Raw genomic sequence first — 19,698 nt, forward strand, 5'->3', positions numbered from 1 at the left:
CCGCGACACGAATTGCTGCGGCGCAGTTTCTAAACCTGACAGGTGCCGCACCGCGCAGTTCGCGTGATACTAAGCCGCCTCGGCCTTCTGGGCAACCCGACCTGTTGCGCCCTGCCGCCGGCAGCTTCCTGATCGCCCGGAGCGGGCGCCTCGCTCCCGCTGCCGGCTCCCAACCAATCCGCACGGCACCCCTGAGCGCGACGGGGCGCGACGGGCGAGTTACGGTATAATTTCAGTTTCCTGATTAGACCGATGGGGATATGACGATCTACTCGCCGTTTCCCCTTAGGCGCATTCCCCCACGCCACTCCACAAAACAGGATCACCGATGTCTGAATACAACGCCGAGGACGTCCGCAACATCGCTCTGGTCGGACATGCCGGCAGCGGAAAAACCACACTGGTCGAGGCACTGCTCGCCGCCACGGGCGTCATTCCCGTCCCCGGCAGCGTCGCCAAAGGCACCACGGTATGCGATTTCGACCCGCTGGAGAAGGAGTTGCAGCACTCGCTCGACTCCGCCATCACCAGTGTCGACGTCCACGGCAAGCACATCAACCTGATCGACACCCCCGGCTACCCGGACTTCCTGGGCCGCAGCGTCTCCGTACTGCCGGCCGTCGAGACCGCCGCCGTGGTCATCAACGCCCAGGCCGGGATCGAATCAGTCACCCAGCGCCTCATGAAGGCACTCGATCACCGGCACCTGTGCCGGATGATCATCGTCAATCAGATCGATGCGCCGGATCTGGATCTGGGTGCGCTCACCGCCCGCATCCGCGAGACCTTCGGCGCCGAGTGCCTGCCCATCAATCTGCCGGCCGACCGCGGCACGCGGGTGATCGACTGCTTTTTCCAACCCAGCGGTGAGGGGGCGGACTTTTCGTCCGTGGCCGAGGCCCATGGCCACATCATCGATCAGGTCGTGGAAATGGATGAGGCGCTGATGGATGTCTATCTGGAACAGGGGGAGGATCTCGCTCCCGAGCAACTCCACGACCCCTTCGAGACGGCGCTGCGCGAAGGCCACCTCATCCCCATTTGCTATTGCTCCGCCGGCACCGGGGTCGGCATCCCGGAGCTGCTGGAGATCATGGTCCGCCTGATGCCTAACCCGTCCGAGGGGAATCCGCCCGCCTACCTGAAGGGCGAAGGGGCCGCCATGGAGCCGGTGCGCGTGTCGCCTGACCCGACCAAACACGCGCTGGCCCATTGCTTCAAGATCATCAACGACCCCTTCCGCGGCAAGCTGGGCATTTTCCGCATCCACCAGGGGCGCATCAGCACCAACAGCCAGCTTTACGTCGGCGACGCCCGCAAGCCGTTCAAGGTCAACCACCTGTTCAGGCTCCAGGGCAACGAGCAGATCGAGGTCGCCGAGGGCGTCCCCGGCGACATCCTGGCGGTCTCGCGGGTGGACGACATCCACTTCGATGCCGTGTTGCACGATTCGCACGACGAGGATCACTACCACCTGACCACCATGGAGTGCCCGGTGCCCCTGTTCGGGCTGGCCATCACCCCAACCAAGCGCGGGGATGAACAGAAGCTCAACGACGCGCTGCACAAACTCCAGTCCGAGGACCCCTGCCTCCATATCGAGCATCACGCCGCAACTAACGAGACCATCATGCGCGGCTTGGGCGAATTGCACCTCAAGGTCCTGCTGCGGCGGCTCTCGGAGCAGTTCCATGTGGATGTGGACACCCGTCCGCCGAGTATCCCCTATCGTGAAACCATCACGGCCAAGGCCGATGGACACCACCGCCACAAGAAGCAGACCGGCGGTGCCGGCCAGTTCGGTGAAGTCTATCTGCGGATCGAGCCGCTGGAGCGCGGGGGCGGATTCGAGTTCGTGGACGCCACCGTGGGCGGCGTCATCCCCGGCAACTTCATCCCCTCGATCGAAAAGGGCGTGCGTCAGGTATTGGCCGACGGCGCCATCGCGGGGTACCCATTGCAAGATGTCCGGGTATCGGTGTACGACGGCAAATACCATCCGGTGGACTCCAAGGACATCGCCTTCTCGACCGCCGGGCGCAAGGCCTTCATCGACGCCGTCGACAAGGCCAAACCGGTGATTCTGGAGCCGATCGTCAAGATCCGGATCAGTGCACCGGACTCCTGCATGGGCGATCTGGCGGGCGACCTATCCGGTCGGCGCGGGCGGATCAGCGGCAGCGAATCCCCGAGCCAGGGGCGCATCGACATCGACGGCGAGGTACCGCTGGCCGAACTCTCCGGCTATGACGCCCGACTGAAGGCGCTCACCGGGGGTGAGGGGACCTACGGGATCGAACTGAGCCACTACGAGGCGGTCCCGGCAAGCATTCAGAAGCAACTGGCGGACGCCTATCAACGCAGCGAAGACTAAGGACCGGTGACGGCGGCCGGCTGCAGATCCAGCCGCGCCGTCGACGCAAGGACGTTGACTCGACAACCGTCTCTGCTACTCTGACGAGTGATCGGTCATGGGGCCGGTCTCGTCCCCTCAACACGGCAATAGCCTGGAGTGACTACCATGACGAAAGAGCGCAGCCCCAAGAAGGAAACCAAGAAAAAGTCCGGCTTGAACCTCAAGGAAAAACGGGCCGTCAAGAAAACCAAGCAAGAGAACAAGTCCTGACCCTGGTTGTTCACCACGCAGGACACCAAACAAAAGCCCGGCTGACGCCGGGCTTTTGTTTTCACTCACCACGACGGCGCTCGGGCGCCGCCGCGGTGTTCAGAGGTTCGATGCCTCAATAACGACGGCCACCGCCGCCACCGCCGCCGCCAAACCCGCCGCCACGCGGCGCATCCGTCTTAGGCTTGGCTTGGTTGACCGTGATGTTACGGCCCTTCATGTCGGTGCCGTTGAGACCCTTGATCGCGGCATCAGCCTGGGAATTGTTGGCCATCTCCACGAACCCGAAGCCCTTGGACTCTCCGGTGAACTTGTCGCTGATCAGGTTGACCTGCGAGACTTCACCGAAACGGGAGAAGGTCTCCCGCAGATCGGCGTCGGTGATGCTGAACGGAAGATTGCCTACGTAGATATTCATATCTGTCTGTCTTTATAGAATGCGTGCATTGATGAAAATTGACACTATCGAAAAAAGCCAAGCACAAAATTCCTTCGACAGCGGAATGCCGCTACCGCGGCAGAGGAGGGCACACAGAGACCGGATGGGCTGAAAGCGCATCGATGTGATTGATTTCAACGACTCTACTGCTCTTCCTGAGCACTGTCGGCCGCTGATTCAGAATGTCCTCGCCCCGATACAGTAACAGGTCTCTCTTGGAAACGCACGTCTCTTCTGGACTGCGTTGATGATCGCCGCGGCCGCCTGCGCCTATGCACCATCCGGATGCAGACCGGCCTTATTTCTTGGGGTTGACGGCCGCAACGCGCGCGCTCTTGCCGGTCAAATTACGCTGATTGAATGCCGCGGCACAACCGACCGCGTACTCGGTGACCTCCTCCAGGCTGCCGCGGTGAAACCCGGTGATACAGGAGCGTCCACTCGACAGGACATAGCGATACCAATCCGCACCGGCGCCGTCCCCCGGCAGGTCCGCGCGCTCGACCGACGCCACTTCGTAATGGTGCCGGATGAGGATGCTGGGGAGTTCATCGTCGGGTGTTTGCGCGGCGACGGCCGCGCGGCGCGGTGTGCCGTCCGTCGCTTCGGCATCAGGACACACATTGATCACGACACCCATGAACACACTCCCGTGAAGGCCCGCAACGGCGCGCTCCGCGGCCTCGTGAGCGATAACCACATAGCGGACAACCCGCGCCTCGCTGCCCGGCTTCACCGGACCGGGATCGACCCGATGGGTATCCCCGTAGGGCGCCAGCAGGGCGCGGACGTCGTCATCGCCGACCCCAGGCGGAAGGTTGCTGATACGTAGAGTCGAGAGCGAGTGCCCGATAGGGGCGGATTTCGAATCCATGACGGCACGCCTGTTGCGATACAAAGGGCGCCGCCACGAGTGAACGCGGCGGAGCGGTGGTTGGTCGGCATGTCCGATTGCGCTTGGATCCGGTCGATCACCGGCGCCCGACCGCCGCGGCGGGCGTGGGTAGGACGGCGCAAACCGGCTCTACGTTTTCTAAACACGCAAGATATTGGGGCGATACGTCCTAAGTCAAGCGGCCGGACCAGGCCCTCAGGCGACTGTCGGCTGCCCGGCCGGACTGCCTGGCAGCCACACCCGGAGCGCGTGCCGGAAGCCGGTGCGGTCCGTCACAACCATCCTTTGCGCTTGAAATAAACAACCGGCAGCGCCGCCGAGACGACCATGATCAGGATCGAGAGCGGATACCCAAGCGGCCACCCCAACTCGGGCATGTGCGCGAAATTCATGCCGTAAATGCTGGCAATCAGGGTCGGCGGCAGGAAGGCGGCCGCGGCCACGGAAAAGATCTTGATGATCTTGTTCTGCTCGATATTGATGAAGCCCTGAGCCGCCTGGAGCAGGAAGGTGACTTTCTCGAACAGATAGTTGTTGTGGGGCAGCAGGGCGTCGATCTCGGACAGCAGGTACTTGAGCCGCTTGGCGCACGGCTTGGACGCCTGCGCGCTGCGCCACACGAACGACAGGTCGCGGCGCGCATCCATCAGGCAGAGGCGGACCTTGCCATTGAGGTTCTCGTGTTCCGCCAGACGCTCCAGCGCCTGTCCCAGGTCGGCATCCTTGTCCTCCAGCACCAGGTAACTGGTCTCTTCCAGGTCGCGATAGAGCGCCTGCAGGGTATCGCCCAAGTCCAGTACCGTGGTCTCGAACAGCCCGGCCAGCAGCCCGATGGGCTCTTTCAGTAACTCGGGGCGCCGGCGCACCCGGATCCGCATGAGACGCAACGCCGGCACATCCCGGTCATGGACGGTCACCAGCCGCTCCCGCGTGCAGACCACGTTGACACTGGTGTTCTCCGGACGCCCTTCCACGCGGTGCAGAAACAGGGTCGAGAGATGGATCCCCTGCTCATCGATGAAGGTCCGTGTGCTGGCCTCGATCTCGTCGGCGTCCTCATCCTCGGGCAGTTCGTGCTGAACCAGCGAGCTGATGAGCGCATACTCCGCGTCGGTGGGCTCGGCCACATCGATCCAGGCCGCCTCCAGCAGCCGCTCCGGGTCCTCGATGACGCGCGTCACCCCATCTTGTAATTGGTAGGCATACAGCACAAAAGAGTCTCCAGCCGTGATCGAGGCCCCGCGGTCGAAAGCGACGCCTGCGCCTTGAGTCGATATCTTACAGAGTGCAGGGGCGGCGCGTCCGCCTGGTTGGTGTCGACCCGGGCCGGCGCGTTCAACCGCCGGGGTTGCACACTCGCCGATCGTGCTTTGTGCTAGGCTCCAAGCTGCAGTCCGTAACCCTGTCGAGCCTCACGCCGCGAGGACGCACCCATGGCCGCCACCGCCGACCGTCTCGCCTCCCTGCCGCCCCCGGACCCGCATCGGGTCGACCAGCGCATCCTGCTCAGCGGCGTCGGGTGGAGCGACTACCAGCGCCTCCTCGACCTGCGCGGCGAACGCGGTTCACCGCGCCTGACCTATCTCGATGGGGAACTGGAACTCATGTCGCCATCAGTCGAACACGAGGGACTGAAGACCCGTCTGGGGCGCCTGATCGAGTGCTACGCCGACCTCCGCGGCATCGCGATCGAAGGCTTCGGCTCCTGGACACTGCGTTGCGAACAACTGCAACGCGGTGCCGAGGCCGACGAGTGCTATCTGGTCGGTCCACTGACCGGCACCCCGGCGCTGCCGGACTTCGCAGTCGAAGTGATCTGGACCCGCGGCGGTCTCGACAAGCTGGACGTCTATCGCGGACTCGGCGTGCCGGAGGTCTGGATCTGGCAGGATGGCAGGCTGCGGTTCTATGCCTTGGGGGGCGATGGCTACCGGGTTGCGGCCCGCAGCCGCTTCCTCCCGACGCTGGACCCGCGCCTGATCCAGGACTGCATGAGCGCCCCGAGCCAGACCGAGGCACTGGCCCTGCTGCGCGCCCACCGCACCGCCTGAACGCCAAGCAATCGTCCAAGATGCTGCGGCCGACCAACTCCAAAACCTGGCGCCCGGACTGGGTCGCACTACGCCGCTTGCTGCTGCAACCGCGGGTCGCCGACGCGGCCCTGGAGTCGGCACTCGACGCGGCCCGGGCGCGGCAGCCGCTGCCGGTGATCTGGCTGCTCGGCAAGGCCCAGTCCGGCAAGACGTCCATCATCCGCGCCCTGACCGGGAGCCCGAATGCGGTGATCGGCAACGGCTTTCGCGCCTGCACCCGGACCGCCCGCGGCTATGACTTTCCCGCCGATACCCCGGTGGTACGCTTCCTCGATACCCGCGGTTTGGGCGAGACGGCCTATGACCCGCGCGAGGACATCGACTATTGCGAGTCCCAGGCCCACCTGATCCTGGGGGTCATGAAGGCCACCGATCTGGATCAGGCGGAGGTCTTCCGGGTCTTGCAGGCGGTGCGCCGCCGCCACCCGCGGTGGCCGGTGGTGATCGCCCAGACCGGACTGCACGAAGCCTATCCGCCGGGCGCCGGTCACTGCCTGCCCTACCCCTTCGATCGGCAGCCCTGGCCGCCCGCCGTTCCCCGCGACCTGACCCGCGCCCTGCACGCCCAACGTGCCGGTCTGGGCACCTTGACCGGAGACTCGGCAGCGCACTGGGTGCCGATCGACCTGACCCTGCCGGAGGATGGCCTGGAACCGGCCGACTATGGATTGGCCGCCCTGTGGGCCGCCATCGGGGAGGTTTCAGCCCTGGGGTTGCAGGCGCTGCTGGGCGGTGATGCCGAGGTCCGCGACACCTTTGCACGCACCGCTCACCCCCACATCGTCGGCTATGCCCTGGCGGCGGCCGGCGTTGGCGCCCTGCCGGCGGTCGATCTGGTGATGGTGCCGGCGGTCCAGGCCAAGCTCCTGCACAGCCTGGCCGCCATCTATGGCCAGCGCTGGAGCGGCCAGGACCTGTCCGAGTTTCTCGGCCTGCTGGGCCTGGGGATCGGCACCGGCTACCTGGCACGCCTCGCCGGACGCGGGTTGATCAAATGGGTGCCGGTCCTCGGTCAGACCCTGGGCGTGCTCTGGGGGGCGACGGCGAGCGGAGCGACGACCTATGCGCTGGGCAAGGCGGCCTGTTACTACTTCGGCACCCGGCGCCTGGGTGAGCGGATCGACAGCGCGACGCTGCGCCGAACCTACGCCCAGGCCCTAGCCGCGGGCGCGCAGCTGCTCGCCGGGGAGCAGGCGGCGGGCACGGGGGGTCGGAACTAAGGCGTGTCGGCAACTGAACGCAAGTAAGAAACGCGAACACGATGCTATAGCCTTCGGACGTGATAACCGGACGTAGGGGCGGGTTTCAAACCCGCCCCTACACGAGGGTCTGTCTGTATATCAGGTGCGAACGCTATAAAGGCATTTCCTATCGGATGACCGGGGACCCATTCTCATGCTCAACCGCAGTGACCGTCTGCGCCTCGCCGCCTTGCTGCTCTGGACCCTGCCGGTCGCCGCGCTCCTGCCGCTGGGGCTTTGGCGGCTCTGGGAAACCGGCACCGTGCTGTATTGGATGGCCGCCATGGTGGCGTGCAGCGCACTCGGCTACGGGCTCCAGTACTGGCTGCGCCGCCGTGACACACGCCTGCTCGCCGGCGCCCAGACCACCCCCGATCCCTCCTGGCCGCCCCAGTCCAAGACCGCCTGGGACGCCATCGAACGCCTGGCGACGACAATCCAGCCCGCGGACTGGCCGCTGTCCGATGGTCCGCGACTCGCCGACCTGGGGCGCGCCGCGCTCGACCAGGTCGCACGCATCTATCACCCGCAGAAGGCCCAGCCCTTGCTGGAACTCACCCTGCCGCACGGACTGCTGATCATCGAACGCGCCTGTCGCGACCTGCGCACCGAGATCGCCGCGCAGATCCCGTTCAGCCACCGCCTGACCATGGGCGATTTGCTGCGCGCCTACCGTTGGAAATCGACCGCCTCACGTCTGCTCGACCTCTATCGTGCCGGCCGACTGGTGGTCAACCCGGCCAGCGCGCTGCTGGGCGAGACCTGGGAGCGGCTGCGCGGCCGTGCCTTTGACGCCGCCTGGGCCGACCTGCACCGCTGGCTGCTCCAGGAATATGTCCGGAAGGTCGGCTACTATGCCATTGCCTTATACAGCGGACGCCTGACCCTGACCACGGACGCGCCGGCCGCCGCGGCGACCCCCGCGTCCCGACGCGACCAGACGCGGGCGGCCGACACCGCGGCCAGCCAGGCCGACGAACCCCTGCGCATCCTGATCCTGGGTCGGGCCAACGCCGGCAAGTCGAGCCTGATCAACGCGCTCTTCGGGCGCCTGACGGCGCCGACGGATGTCCTGCCGGACCCCGGCGGGCCCGTCACCCCCTATCGACTGGAACGCGAAGGCCTCACCACCGCCCTGATCTTCGACAGCCCCGGCATCGACACGGCCGGCCTCCCACCCAAGACCCTGGAACCGCTGGTCGCGGGCGCCGATCTGGTGCTCTGGGTCACCGCCGCGCATCGCCCGGATCGCCAGGGCGAGCGCGCCGCCCTGGACCGCATCCGCGCCCTCTGGAACAGCAAACCCGACCATCACCCCCCGCCCCTGCTGATTGTCGTGAGCCACATCGACCTGCTCCGCCCGCCGCGCGAGTGGCAGCCCCCCTATGACCTGATCAACCCCCAGAGCACCAAGGCCGCCAACATCCGCGCCGCGGTGGAAGCCGTCGCCGCGGATCTGGAGGTACCGACGGCCGACGCCGTTCCGGTCTGTCTGGCCGAAGGCCGTGTTTACAACGTCGCGGACAGCCTGTGGGCGGCGCTCCTCGACCGTCAAGGACCTGCCGATCGGGTCCGGCTCCTGCGCTGCCTCGATGAACGCAAGCGCTCGGAGAACTGGTCATTACTGCGCCGGCAACTGGCGGGGGCCGGCCGGTTCCTCGCCACGCTGCCGGGGCGGATCGTCGGCTAAACCGCGCCCAGCGCGGTATGCGATGTCTTTGGATGAGATCGGCCCCGGCAGACGCGACGATTGCCGGAGCGGGCGCGGTTTAAGGCGATTTCCGTCAACTACAGGATTTCTTGGCAATCACCTGAGTGATCAACCAGCGGCGCGTGCGGTCCGCGGAAACCCTCGACCACACGGCGCATTTTTTCGGCGCGACCGGCTAGACTTCACGGGGATGAGGTCGCAGACTTAGCCGGAGCGGACCCAAGAACGATGACTTTCCGCCGTCACAAGGGGGAACCGATCGATGAATGACCTGAACAAAACGGACGTCCTGCGGCGCTCCGTTCTCGGCACTGAACTCGATGAGGCCGAGGCCCAAGTGCTCGCCGAGCGCATGGGAGTGGTGAGCCTGCACGACGGCGAGACGCTGGTCTGCGAGGGGGAAGCGCGGCGTACCCTGGTGTTGCTCGCGCAGGGCGGCATCGCCGTCGGCAAGATCGTCGGACCCAGCGAGGAAACCGTCTACCAAATGCGGCCCGGCGAATGCGCCGGTACCCGCGCCTTCGTCGACGGCTCGCAACGCAAGGCCGCGTTGCGCTCGATCGGCGACAGCACCGTGCTGACCCTGGAACCCGAAGCCTTCGAGACACTGCTCGATACCCACCCGCGGATCGTCTACAAGGTCATGCGCGCGATCTTCCGCATCACCCACACCAACCTCATGCACGCGAACCTCGACAGCGCCGAGCTTCGCAATTATCTGATGCGGGGCGGCAGGCGGTACTGAGGTTTACAACGCCAGCTCGATCCCCCCCACCAGCACCCCCGGCAACAGGGCGCTTTCGGTGCTGCGCCCTTCATAGGTCTGCGGGTCCATCAGGAGATCCCGCTCGGTCGTCAGCCCTTCCAGCCGGTCGCCGAGCAGGTGATAGAGGCTGTCGTCGAACCGCATGACCTTGACCGGGGCCTCAATCCGGCCCTGCTCGACCCACCAGGTGCCGAAGCGCGTCATCCCGGTGACCCGCGCATCATTGGGGTCCGACCAGTTGCAATACCACAGGTTGCCGATCCACAACCCGGTATCGAGCCGGGCGAGGACGTCCGCCGGCGCCAACTCGCCCGGATCGAGCCCCACGGACGCGGGGGAACCCCCGGCCGCATTGACCCGCTCGCCGTATTCCTTGGCGTCCCGCGCGTCGACCAGGCAGTGCCCGAAGCGGCCCTGATCGATCAGCGTGACCCGCCCCGGCTGGATGAAGCCATCACCGGTGAACGCGGGCGTGAGGCCGCGGTCCTGTTCCTCGCGGATGGTCACGCGGGGATTGAAGCTGCGCTCACCGCGGACCAGCTTGAGCAACGGGGTCTGGCGGGTGCGGTGACTCTTGAGGTCGAAGCTACCCCAAGCGAGCATGTTCATCAGTTCCGCAACGGCGGCCGGAGCCAGATAGGCACGGTAGCGGCCTGGTGTGATGACGCGCGCCGGACGCGCCATCACGGCGAGCCCCTGGCGCATCGCCGCCAGCTTTTCGGCCAGAACCCGCGGCTCCCAGGTCAGGCCGCTGTAGCTCGCCTTCACCGCCTTGTCCGACTCCAGATAGGTGCTCCAGTCCAGGTTGAAGCTGGTACCCGCATGCCAGTGGCGATGACCGATGGAACTGGCCAGACCCGTGCTGATCTCGCCGGAGGCCCAGATCCCGACCAGATCCAGACCGGCGGCGGCCGTGAGCAGATCGGCGACGGCAGCCCCGGCATCGGGCGGCGTCTCCCCGACCCGGCAGTCGCTCACCGACGGTTCAGTGGAGTAATTCAGGTAGGGATCGTCCGGCACATGGGCGAGGCGTTCACGCAACCGCGCCAGCAGACCGCGCGCGAGGGTCAGATCTTGCTCCAGTTCGCCGCTCAGATCGCAGGATGCCTCGGCCTGCCGCGCCCCGTTGATCAGATTCAACCCGAGCACGGCCGAGCGCACCGCGCCGGCCTGACGGATGCGGTTGCAGTTGAGCCGCACGAAGTCCGACGACTCGGCATCCAGACTGCAAAAGAGGTGCTCATCACCGCGCAGCCCGGCGCAAAGCTGCTCGCTCAGGCTATAGAACGCATCCTGATTCATTCCCCACCCCCGAAGACCGCAACCGACCGGAAGCGCGCGGGCGGCGTGGCGTGTCCCACATACACCGATTGATTGGGCTCGCCCTTACCGCAGTTCTGCACGCCGCGCACCTCGCGCGTGGCGGGCCCGCCGACACCGTCCAGGCGGCGCCAGAATTCGGCCGAAATGCCGCGGTAACCGGGGTTTCGGACCAGGCCCCTGAGTTCACCGTCGATGATGAGTCGGCCCAACTCACACCCGAACTGAAACTTGTTGCGACTATCGTCGATCGACCAGGAACGGTTGGTATCCATCAGGATGCCCAGTTCCACACCCGCGATCAGCTCATCGAGCGTCCCCTCCCCCGGTTCCAGATTGATGTTCGCCATCCGATCGATGGGCGGCCGGTCCCAGGCGCAGGCGCGGGCATTCGCGGTGCCCGGCAGGCCGCTGCGCGACTGCGACAACACGCCGCCCAGCGGCCGTTCCAGGACCCCATTGCGGATCAGATACTCACGCCGCGACGGGGTGCCGTCGTCGTCCGCCGCGCCGGAAACCAACTCACCGGGAACGGTGGGGTCGAAGGTGACGTTGAGCAGGTCGGAGCCGTAACGATAGGTCCCGAACATCTCGGGGGTCACAAAACTGGTGCCCGCGTAATTGCGTTCATCGCCAAGGATACGGTCCAGCTCCAACGGATGGCCGATGCTCTCGTGGATTTGCAGGACCATCTGCCCAGGGGTCAGGATCAGGTCGCGGGTATCCCGCGGGCACTCCGGCGCGGTGAGGAGCGCAATCGCCTCCTCCGCCACCCGCGGGGCGTCCGCCAACAGGCCGGCGGCGCCGATCCGCTCCAACCCGCCCTGCTGGGACCAGTCGGCGCCGCCGCCGTGACGCCGCTGGGTCTGACTCCCCGCGTTGGCTACCGCGACTAGACCGGGGCTGACATAGGTCCAGACCTGGGCGACCTGCCCGCCGTCGCTGGTCACCAGGAGTTGTTGCACCCGGCGGTACGCGAGCCAGGCGGACCAGTCGACGATGCGTTCATCCAGGGCCAGGGCCTGGTTGGCCTCCTGGAGCAGGTGGAGTTTATCCGGCAGGCGCATGGCCTCCCAGGGCTCGGCGACCGGGCCGCGGTAATCGGCCCGCAGGGCGCTGCGCGGATAGTAGGCCGCATCGAAGAGCCCGAGCCTGGCGTGACACGCGGCCCATCCCAGGGCCTGATCCGCGGCGGCCCGCAGACCCGCGGGGCTCAGATCGCTGGTGGCGCCGTAGCCAACCCCACCCCCGACCACCAACGTGACCATGGCCCCCAATGAAGCGCCCAAGGCGCTGGGTTCGACCACGCCCTGACGCACGGCCAAGTGGTCGGATTCCTCGTCTACCAGACGCAGGGTCCAGTAGTCGCAGGCGGGGGCCGCGGCGGCGAAACGCTCGGCGATCTGGTGAAGTCGGTCCATGGGGCAGTGTTGATCTCAAGCGATGGGCAAAGCGTGAATCTGGGCGTAGTCCGCGCTGGTGTCAACCGCATCCTGCACCGTGGTTGCAAGGTTTTCATCTGTCCGTGATACCATCCCGCGCCATGCTGACCTATCCCGACATCGACCCCATCGCCATCGCCATCGGACCATTGCGCGTCCATTGGTATGGGCTTATGTATCTGCTCGGCTTTGCCTTCGCCTGGGGGCTGGGTCGATGGCGCGCGTCGCGTCCCGGCTCGGGCTGGAATGCCGACATGGTCGACGACCTGATTTTTTACTGCGTCATCGGTGTCATCGCCGGCGGTCGGCTGGGCTACATGCTCTTCTACGGGTTCGACCAGATTCTGGCGAACCCGCTGAATTTAATCAAGGTTTGGGAAGGCGGCATGTCCTTCCACGGCGGCCTGCTCGGGGTCGTCCTGGCGGTGGCCCTGTTCGCGCGCCGCCACGGGCTGCACTTCTTCCAGGCGGCGGACTTCATCACCCCCTTGGTGCCGACCGGGCTCCTGTTCGGGCGCATCGGCAACTTCATCAACGGGGAACTCTGGGGCCATCGCACCGATGCCCCCTGGGGCGTGCAACTGCCCTGCATCCAGTTTCCCGACCAATGCGCGGATCAGCCGGCGAGCGCACTGCTCAGCCCCGCGGTGCACGCCTCGCAGCTTTACGAGGCCGCGCTGGAGGGCCTCGTCCTGTTCCTGATCCTCTGGATCTTCTCCAGCCGACCGCGACCGATGATGGCGGTCTCCGGGCTCTTCCTGCTGCTCTATGGGTGTTTCCGCTTTCTGGTCGAGTTCGTGCGCACCCCGGATGCCCACCTCGGCTACCTCGCTTTCGACTGGCTCACCATGGGGCAGATCCTCTCATTGCCCATGATCCTGTTCGGCGCGCTGTTCCTCGGCCTCGCTTACCGTCGGCGCCCAGCCGCCTGAGCCGCCGGAGTCCAAGGCGTCAGCCTTGATCGTTTTCCGGCCGCAAGATGACCGGAGGATGAGGCTTTAGTCGGTCGATATCGCGTCTACGCTGCTTTCGTCCGGCTAACGACCATGCAAGGCACATCAGCCACCCCGGACGATGAATGTACCCCGTGGGAGCGGCGTCCCGCCGCGATGCGGTGCCGCGGTGACTTCTAAACCTGCGGCTGCGCGCCCGACCCCGTCGCGGCGGGACGCCGCTCCCACAGGGTCGCTGCGCGACTTTCACGGCAAAGCAGCGAGGCATTGATCATCGTTTCTGCCGTATTATTTTTAACATAGTCAATGATTTAAAGTAAAAAAAACCGCCCTACCAGGGTCGATACACCAGCCCCGGAATGGCCCGTGAGGTGAAGACTGCCGGCAGTTGCCGCACAAACTCCTGAAGCTCATCCAGGTCCATATGCTTGCCATAGGAAGCCTTGGCGGCCTCCACCGGCAGTTCGACCCAATACCGCGCCGCTTTGGGCTCACACAGGATTTGGAGCGTGGTGTCCTGTGGATCGATGAGACCGAGAAAGTCATCCTCGGACTGGAGCCGCGGCAGCAACTGCTCGCGAATGTCACGTGCGCTCATCTCAATGGCACTGGCGGAGGACACGGACTCGCCGGAGCGCTCGAAGAGATAAAAGACTCGATAGTGCATAGTGCGCAGAAATCCTTGGTTTAGAGACCGAAACCACCCGGCGGCATGCCGCCTCCCGGGAACCCCCCGGGGAAACCGCCCGGCATGCGCCCGCCGATCGCGCGCATCATCTTGGCCATACCGCCACCCTTCATTTTCTTCATCATCTTCTGCATCTGAATGAACTGCTTGAGCAGCTTGTTCACGTCCTGGACCTGGGTGCCGGACCCCAGGGCGATGCGCCGACGGCGCGAGCCCTTGATCACTGCCGGAAACTGTCGCTCCTGCGGAGTCATCGAGTTGATGATCGCGACCAACTTACCCATCTCCTTGTCGTTGACTTGATTCTTCATGTGCTCCGGGACCTGGTTCATCCCCGGCAGCTTGTCCATCAGGCTCGCCATCCCGCCGAGCTTGCTCATCTGCTCCAACTGTTCCTTGAAGTCGGCCAGATCGAAGTCCTTGCCTTTCTTGAGCTTCTTGACCAACCGCTCGGCCTGCTCCCGATCGACCTTGGACTGCATCTCCTCGACCAGCGAGATCACGTCGCCCATACCGAGAATACGCGAGGCGACCCGATCCGGATGGAAGGGTTCCAGGGCCGTGGTCTTCTCGCCGGTCCCCAGGAACTTGATGGGCTTGCCGGTGATCTGGCGGATGGACAGGGCCGCGCCGCCGCGGGCGTCACCGTCGGTCTTGGTGAGAATGACGCCGGTCAGCGGCAGCGCCTCGTTGAACGCCTTGGCGGTGTTGGCCGCATCCTGACCGGTCATGGCGTCGACCACGAACAGCGTCTCGATCGGATGGATGGCGGCGTGAATCGCCTTGATCTCGTCCATCATGGCCGCATCCACATGCAGCCGACCGGCGGTATCGACGATCAGCACATCCTTGAACTGCTTGCGCGCCGCATCCAGACCGGCGCGGGCGATGGCCACCGGGTCCTGATCGCCGCTGCTCGGCAGGAAGCTCGCGCCGACCTCGGCGGCCACCGTGCGCAACTGCTCGATGGCGGCCGGACGATAGACGTCGCAGCTCACCACCAGCACGGTCTTCTTCTGCTTCTCCTGCAGCCAGCGAGCGAGCTTGGCCACGCTGGTGGTCTTGCCCGAGCCCTGCAGGCCCGCCATCAGCACCACCGCGGGCGGCTGCGCCGTCAGATCCAGACGCTCGTTGACCTCGCCCATCAGGGCGATCAGTTCGTCGTTGACGATCTTGATCAGCACCTGACCCGGCGTCAGGCTGCGCATGACCTCCTCGCCCAAGGCTTTCTCGCGCACCTGATCAACGAACTGACGCACGACCGGCAGAGCCACATCCGCTTCCAGCAGGGCCATGCGCACCTCGCGCATCGTGTCCTTGATGTTGTCGTCGGTCAAACGCCCCTGGCCGCGCAGGTTGTTCAACACGCGCCCGAAGCGCTCCTGGAGATTCTCGAACATGCTTGACCTCGGTAATGCCTGACGGTGGTCGCCGGCCAGCGGCGTGCGGCATCCGCACCCCGCGCCAACGGCGTCGCGCGCAAATTTTGGCAGTATAGCGCCGCCGCAACGTTTTCCGGACCGCCGCTTTATGCCATTATCCGCACATCATGACGCACATACTCCTCTCCGCCTCCGCCGTCCTCTTCTATCTGGCTGCCACCAGCGTGATCGGCCTGCGCCTGTTCCGCCCAAATGAAACCTGGGTGCCCAGCCGCGATCTGGCTTTGTCACTCGGCTTCGCCGGCCTGATTCTCCACACCTGGCTCTTGTGGAACAGTATTTTCAGCCAAGTCGGCCTGAACCTGGCCTTCTTCAACGCCCTGGCCCTCACCTCCTGGACCGTGATCACCCTGCTGCTGGTCTCCAGCCTGACCAAACCGGTGGAGAACCTGGGTCTGATCCTGCTCCCGGTGGCGGCCGTAACCCTGGTGCTCGAGTCGGCCTTCGGCGAAGTCGCCTTCCTGAGCGCGACCGCAAGCTGGCCGCTGAAACTCCATGTCCTGCTCTCCATGCTCGCCTACAGCCTGCTGACCCTGGCCGCCGTCCAGGCGATCCTGCTGGCGATCCAGGACAACCATTTACGCAACCGCCACGCCAGCAGCTTCGTGCGGGGGCTCCCGCCGCTGCAGACCATGGAGAGCCTGCTGTTCGAGATGATCGCCGCGGGCTTCGTGCTCCTGACACTGGCCCTGCTGTCCGGATTCGCCTTCCTGCAGAACATGTTCGCCCAGCACCTGGTCCACAAGACCGTGCTGTCGACCCTGGCCTGGGTGGTCTTCGGCTCACTCCTGCTCGGGCGCTTCCGTTACGGCTGGCGTGGACGCACCGCGATCACCTGGACCCTGAGCGGCTTCCTGATCCTGATCCTCGCCTATTTCGGCAGCAAGATCGTCATCGAATTCATCCTGCCGAGGTAACAGGAAGCCACGGGGGACTTGCCCGGAGCCCGGCGACAGTGCAGAATTCGCGCTCCGTGATGGAGACAGACCCACCATCCGGAGCCGCCCCTCCGATCGAACCACCGATGTTCGGGGCACCATTTTCGGGGCAGTAGCTCAGCTGGGAGAGCGCCGCGTTCGCAATGCGGAGGTCAGGGGTTCGATCCCCCTCTGCTCCACCATTTACTTTCAATCGCTGCCGAGAGCACCCGGACGGGCATGGGCCGCGCGGTCCCCGGCACGGACGGGATTCCCACCGGACCCACACGCTGGATCATGCACCTGGACATGGACGCCTTCTATGCCGCGGTGGAGCAACGCGACAACCCGGCCTTGCGCGGCGTGCCGGTCGTGGTCGGCGCCCAGCCCGGCGGTCGCGGGGTGGTGGCCACCTGCTCCTATGAGGCGCGCCGCTTCGGCATCCACTCGGCTATGCCCATCCATGAGGCTCACCGGCGCTGTCCGGACGCGGTCTACCTGCGCCCGCGCATGGCGCACGCGGACCTGCGCCGATTGTCGCTCACCCAGTTGCAGGCCCAGGTGGGACCCCGCGCCGCCACCAGCCTGTACCAGCAGGCGCGAGGCATCGCCTCCGATCGGGTCGGGGCGCGTGCCGCCCGCCGGTCACTCTCCAAAGAGACCACCTTCGGCGTCGACGTGACCGATCCCGGCGTACTACGCGACACCCTGCGCGCGCTGGCGGCCGAGGTCGCCGCCGCGGCCCGGCAGGAGACGATCGCGGGGCGCACCGTGACGCTGAAGATTCGCTTCTGCGGCTTCGAGACTCACACCCGCCAGCGGCGGCTCCCGCGGCACAGCGACGACGCCCGCACCCTGTTCGCCGCCGCCTGGTCGCTCTACGAGGCCGGCCATTGGCAGGGCAAGCCGGTGCGCCTGATCGGTCTGGGGATCGCCGATCTGGGGACCCCGGAGCCGGTCCAGCCGGACCTGTTCGACGGCGCGGCCGAGCGCCCTGTGGACAACGACCGGGAGCGGCGTCTCACGGTCGCGGTCGATCGCATCCACGCGCGCTTTGGCGTCGGCGCCCTGCACCGGGGGCTGTCCGCGACGGACCCTGTGGATCCGGGCCGCAGCCTGGGCGAAACACCAGGGCGCCCGAAATAACCTCATCGACAGCGTTATCGAGGAGATCCGCAAGACCCTGGAGTGTGGCGAGAAGGTCAGCGGTCCGGATTCGGAAACTTCGCGGCAGACGCGGGCCAAGGAACTTGCCGAGACACCGTCGAAGCGATCGGGGTCCTTGCAAGGGTAAAAGTCAGATCGCACGCTTTCGGATATTTCGATTACACTCCAGCCCGTGATGCCGTTCCAAACGTCCAGGAGGCTGCCGTGACTACACTTTCGCCCGCCCGCGCGCTACCCTCGGCCACCGAGGTCGCCTTTGCACGGGAGAGCAGTCGGACGTTGTCCGCGTATCTGCAGACCCGCGCCGAGACCCAGCAGATCGAGATCGTCGACGACCAAGGTGCGGCCCATCCGGTTCGTGTCCCCGTGTCGGCACTGCGCCTGCTCGTCGATTTGTTGACCGAGATCGGCGAGGGCAATGCGGTCAGCATCATCCCAATCCATGCTGAGCTGACCACCCAGGATGCGGCGGATGTGCTCAACGTGTCGCGACCGTTCCTCGTTCAGTTGCTGGAGCGCGGCGAGATGCCGTTCCACAAAATCGGCACGCACCGGCGCGTGCGCTATCAGGACGTGATTGCCTACAAGGAGCGCATCGACGTGGAGCGCAACAAGGTCCTTGATGCCCTGGCCGAACAAGCCCAGGAGCTCAAGATGGGGTACGAATGAATGCGCTCGCACTTCACTGTCGTCTACGACGCATGCGTGCTCTACCCGGCACCGCTGCGCGATTTCCTCATGCGCTTGGCGTTGACGGATCTCTACCGGGCGCGCTGGACGGAGATGATCCATGACGAGTGGACCCGCAACGTTCTCAGACAGCGCCCCGACCTGAAGCAAGCGGATTTGGACCGCACCCGTGTGCTGATGAACGCCCATGTGCGCGACAGCCTCATCACCGGCTTTGAGCACCTGATCGCGTCTGTCACGTTGCCGGACGCCGATGACCGCCATGTGGTTGCTGCCGCGATTCATGGCGGTGCCAGCCTGATCGTGACATTTAACTTGAAGGACTTCCCGCCGGATTGTCTCAACCCCTACAACCTAGCGGCCCAGCATCCAGATGACTTCATCTTTGATCTTCTCGATCTGCATCCGGCCAGAGTCTGCGAGGCGGCGTCCAACCACCGGCGATCACTTAAGAATCCGCCAAAGACAGTGGACGAGTATCTGGATACTTTGCTCAAACAAGGGCTGACGCAGACCGTCGGAGTGCTGCGGGAGTGGAAGCGCGCGATCTGACGAACGCGGGTTCAAGACCGCAAATGGAAATCAAACTGGCCAGATTATCGACAGTCACCTTGCCAGCAATCACTGTCATCGTCTGCCGCACCGTTGCACTCACCGTTAGGCCACAACCGACTCCAGCAACTCGGTCATTCAGATCCGCCAACAACGTCAACGACAGCGCCCGCAACGCGGCCTCTGGCAGGCGCTGCAGGTACCCCTCGTCCAGTTGTCGCAGATCGTGCTGGCTGAGCTTCACGTCACGTCTCGCGCGTTCGCAGGCGTTCGAAGAAACCTAGAGTCTTGGTGCACTATGTTGCCACGATCGCTCGCCAATGTCTCGCAGATCGCTGTTTTGATGTGGGGGGTCTGAACGAGTACCTTTGAAGCGCGGCTTCCTCAATAAGCGACGAGATACGACGCTCAAAATCGTTGGCAAACCTCGGCACTGGTAAGCCCGAGATGTGCTCCGGTTCAATATGCTGAATGATTGCGTATAGTGGACCCCATGTCCAGGACAGTTTTCCCCCGAATTTAAGTTGTCGTGCCGACGTTCATCGCAGCGGTTTGGCGCTGCCCCAGCCACCGCGGAGCGGTCGTTAAGACGGCATCCGCGCAGCGATTAAGAAAAGATCTGTTGCTGTTGCGCCGCAGGCGTTCTCAGCCAGCTCCGGCGGCCGTGCGGCGCAGTGTGGGCAAAGGGTGAATGAGTGTGGGCAAGGTGGGGGCAACGCGCCCACGGCGCGTTGTCCCCGGCTTGTCCACACGGTC

17 protein-coding genes and 1 tRNA gene are annotated in these 19,698 nt (G+C 65.1%); 11 read left to right on the forward strand and 7 right to left on the reverse strand.

Translation table 11 applies throughout. The features are described from left to right. Window positions 1-328: 328 nt before the first annotated feature. Window positions 329-2,374, forward strand: coding sequence for an elongation factor G (gene fusA / locus A39O_RS0116400; RefSeq protein WP_020505755.1), 2,046 nt, complete (start codon window positions 329-331; stop codon window positions 2,372-2,374). 367 nt (window positions 2,375-2,741) lie between these two features. Here the strand turns inward: fusA and A39O_RS0116410 are convergent, their stop codons facing one another. The 3 genes from A39O_RS0116410 to corA form a co-directional block, all read right to left on the reverse strand. Beyond that, window positions 2,742-3,044, reverse strand: coding sequence for an RNA recognition motif domain-containing protein (locus tag A39O_RS0116410; RefSeq protein WP_020505757.1), 303 nt, complete (start codon window positions 3,042-3,044; stop codon window positions 2,742-2,744). A gap of 319 nt (window positions 3,045-3,363) precedes the next feature. Then, the gene (locus tag A39O_RS0116415; protein ID WP_020505758.1) at window positions 3,364-3,939 is read right to left on the reverse strand and encodes an RNA recognition motif domain-containing protein; all 576 of its coding nucleotides are present in this window, start codon (window positions 3,937-3,939) and stop codon (window positions 3,364-3,366) included. A gap of 293 nt (window positions 3,940-4,232) precedes the next feature. Then, the gene (corA, locus tag A39O_RS0116420; protein WP_020505759.1) at window positions 4,233-5,171 is read right to left on the reverse strand and encodes a magnesium/cobalt transporter CorA; all 939 of its coding nucleotides are present in this window, start codon (window positions 5,169-5,171) and stop codon (window positions 4,233-4,235) included. Window positions 5,172-5,393: 222 nt separating this feature from the next. On the opposite strand from corA, the gene A39O_RS0116425 reads away from it, so the two are divergent. The 4 genes from A39O_RS0116425 to A39O_RS0116440 all read left to right on the forward strand — a co-directional run bounded on the left by A39O_RS0116425 (window position 5,394) and on the right by A39O_RS0116440 (window position 9,750). After that, a complete protein-coding gene (locus A39O_RS0116425) occupies window positions 5,394-6,011 on the forward strand; it encodes a Uma2 family endonuclease (protein ID WP_020505760.1) in 618 nt (205 codons plus the stop codon). A gap of 20 nt (window positions 6,012-6,031) precedes the next feature. Next, a complete protein-coding gene (locus A39O_RS0116430) occupies window positions 6,032-7,273 on the forward strand; it encodes a GTPase family protein (RefSeq protein ID WP_020505761.1) in 1,242 nt (413 codons plus the stop codon). 175 nt (window positions 7,274-7,448) lie between these two features. After that, window positions 7,449-8,984, forward strand: a complete 1,536-nt coding sequence (locus tag A39O_RS0116435; protein WP_020505762.1) for a GTPase family protein — start codon at window positions 7,449-7,451, stop codon at window positions 8,982-8,984. 283 nt (window positions 8,985-9,267) lie between these two features. Further along, complete coding sequence (locus A39O_RS0116440; RefSeq protein WP_020505763.1) at window positions 9,268-9,750, forward strand: Crp/Fnr family transcriptional regulator; 483 nt, start codon at window positions 9,268-9,270, stop codon at window positions 9,748-9,750. A 3-nt stretch (window positions 9,751-9,753) separates the two neighbouring features. On the opposite strand, the gene A39O_RS0116445 is transcribed toward A39O_RS0116440, so the two are convergent. Continuing rightward, window positions 9,754-11,073 carry a TldD/PmbA family protein gene (locus A39O_RS0116445; protein ID WP_020505764.1) on the reverse strand — a complete coding sequence of 440 codons (1,320 nt, stop codon included), beginning with the start codon at window positions 11,071-11,073 and terminating at the stop codon, window positions 9,754-9,756. After that, window positions 11,070-12,512 (reverse strand): TldD/PmbA family protein, encoded by a 1,443-nt coding sequence (locus A39O_RS0116450; protein ID WP_020505765.1) that lies wholly within the window; start codon window positions 12,510-12,512, stop codon window positions 11,070-11,072. Before A39O_RS0116450 ends, A39O_RS0116445 begins: the two co-directional genes overlap by 4 nt. 122 nt (window positions 12,513-12,634) lie before the next feature. On the opposite strand from A39O_RS0116450, the gene lgt reads away from it, so the two are divergent. Next, a complete protein-coding gene (lgt, locus tag A39O_RS0116455) occupies window positions 12,635-13,465 on the forward strand; it encodes a prolipoprotein diacylglyceryl transferase (RefSeq protein ID WP_020505766.1) in 831 nt (276 codons plus the stop codon). A 352-nt stretch (window positions 13,466-13,817) separates the two neighbouring features. Here lgt and A39O_RS0116460 read toward each other — a convergent pair whose 3' ends face one another. Next, window positions 13,818-14,153: a hypothetical protein gene (locus A39O_RS0116460; RefSeq protein ID WP_020505767.1), complete on the reverse strand. Its 336-nt coding sequence runs from the start codon at window positions 14,151-14,153 to the stop codon at window positions 13,818-13,820. A 20-nt stretch (window positions 14,154-14,173) separates the two neighbouring features. Beyond that, on the reverse strand, window positions 14,174-15,574 hold the full coding sequence (gene ffh / locus A39O_RS0116465; RefSeq protein ID WP_020505768.1) for a signal recognition particle protein: 1,401 nt from the start codon (window positions 15,572-15,574) through the stop codon (window positions 14,174-14,176). Window positions 15,575-15,723: 149 nt separating this feature from the next. On the opposite strand from ffh, the gene A39O_RS0116470 reads away from it, so the two are divergent. The 5 genes from A39O_RS0116470 to A39O_RS0116490 all read left to right on the forward strand — a co-directional run bounded on the left by A39O_RS0116470 (window position 15,724) and on the right by A39O_RS0116490 (window position 18,942). Further along, on the forward strand, window positions 15,724-16,533 hold the full coding sequence (locus A39O_RS0116470; RefSeq protein WP_020505769.1) for a cytochrome C assembly family protein: 810 nt from the start codon (window positions 15,724-15,726) through the stop codon (window positions 16,531-16,533). Window positions 16,534-16,660: 127 nt separating this feature from the next. Next, window positions 16,661-16,736 (forward strand) — tRNA-Ala (locus tag A39O_RS0116475). Window positions 16,737-16,773: 37 nt separating this feature from the next. Next, window positions 16,774-17,679 carry a DinB/UmuC family translesion DNA polymerase gene (locus tag A39O_RS0116480; protein WP_020505770.1) on the forward strand — a complete coding sequence of 302 codons (906 nt, stop codon included), beginning with the start codon at window positions 16,774-16,776 and terminating at the stop codon, window positions 17,677-17,679. 225 nt (window positions 17,680-17,904) lie between these two features. Beyond that, entirely contained in the window at window positions 17,905-18,369 is a 465-nt protein-coding gene (locus A39O_RS0116485) for a helix-turn-helix domain-containing protein (RefSeq protein WP_026199472.1), read from the forward strand. After that, on the forward strand, window positions 18,370-18,942 hold the full coding sequence (locus A39O_RS0116490; protein WP_020505772.1) for a PIN domain-containing protein: 573 nt from the start codon (window positions 18,370-18,372) through the stop codon (window positions 18,940-18,942). It begins immediately after the preceding gene. Window positions 18,943-19,698: the final 756 nt, after the last annotated feature.

The organism is Lamprocystis purpurea DSM 4197, from assembly GCF_000379525.1.
GTDB classification, from domain to species: Bacteria; Pseudomonadota; Gammaproteobacteria; order Chromatiales; family Chromatiaceae; genus Thiodictyon; species Thiodictyon purpureum.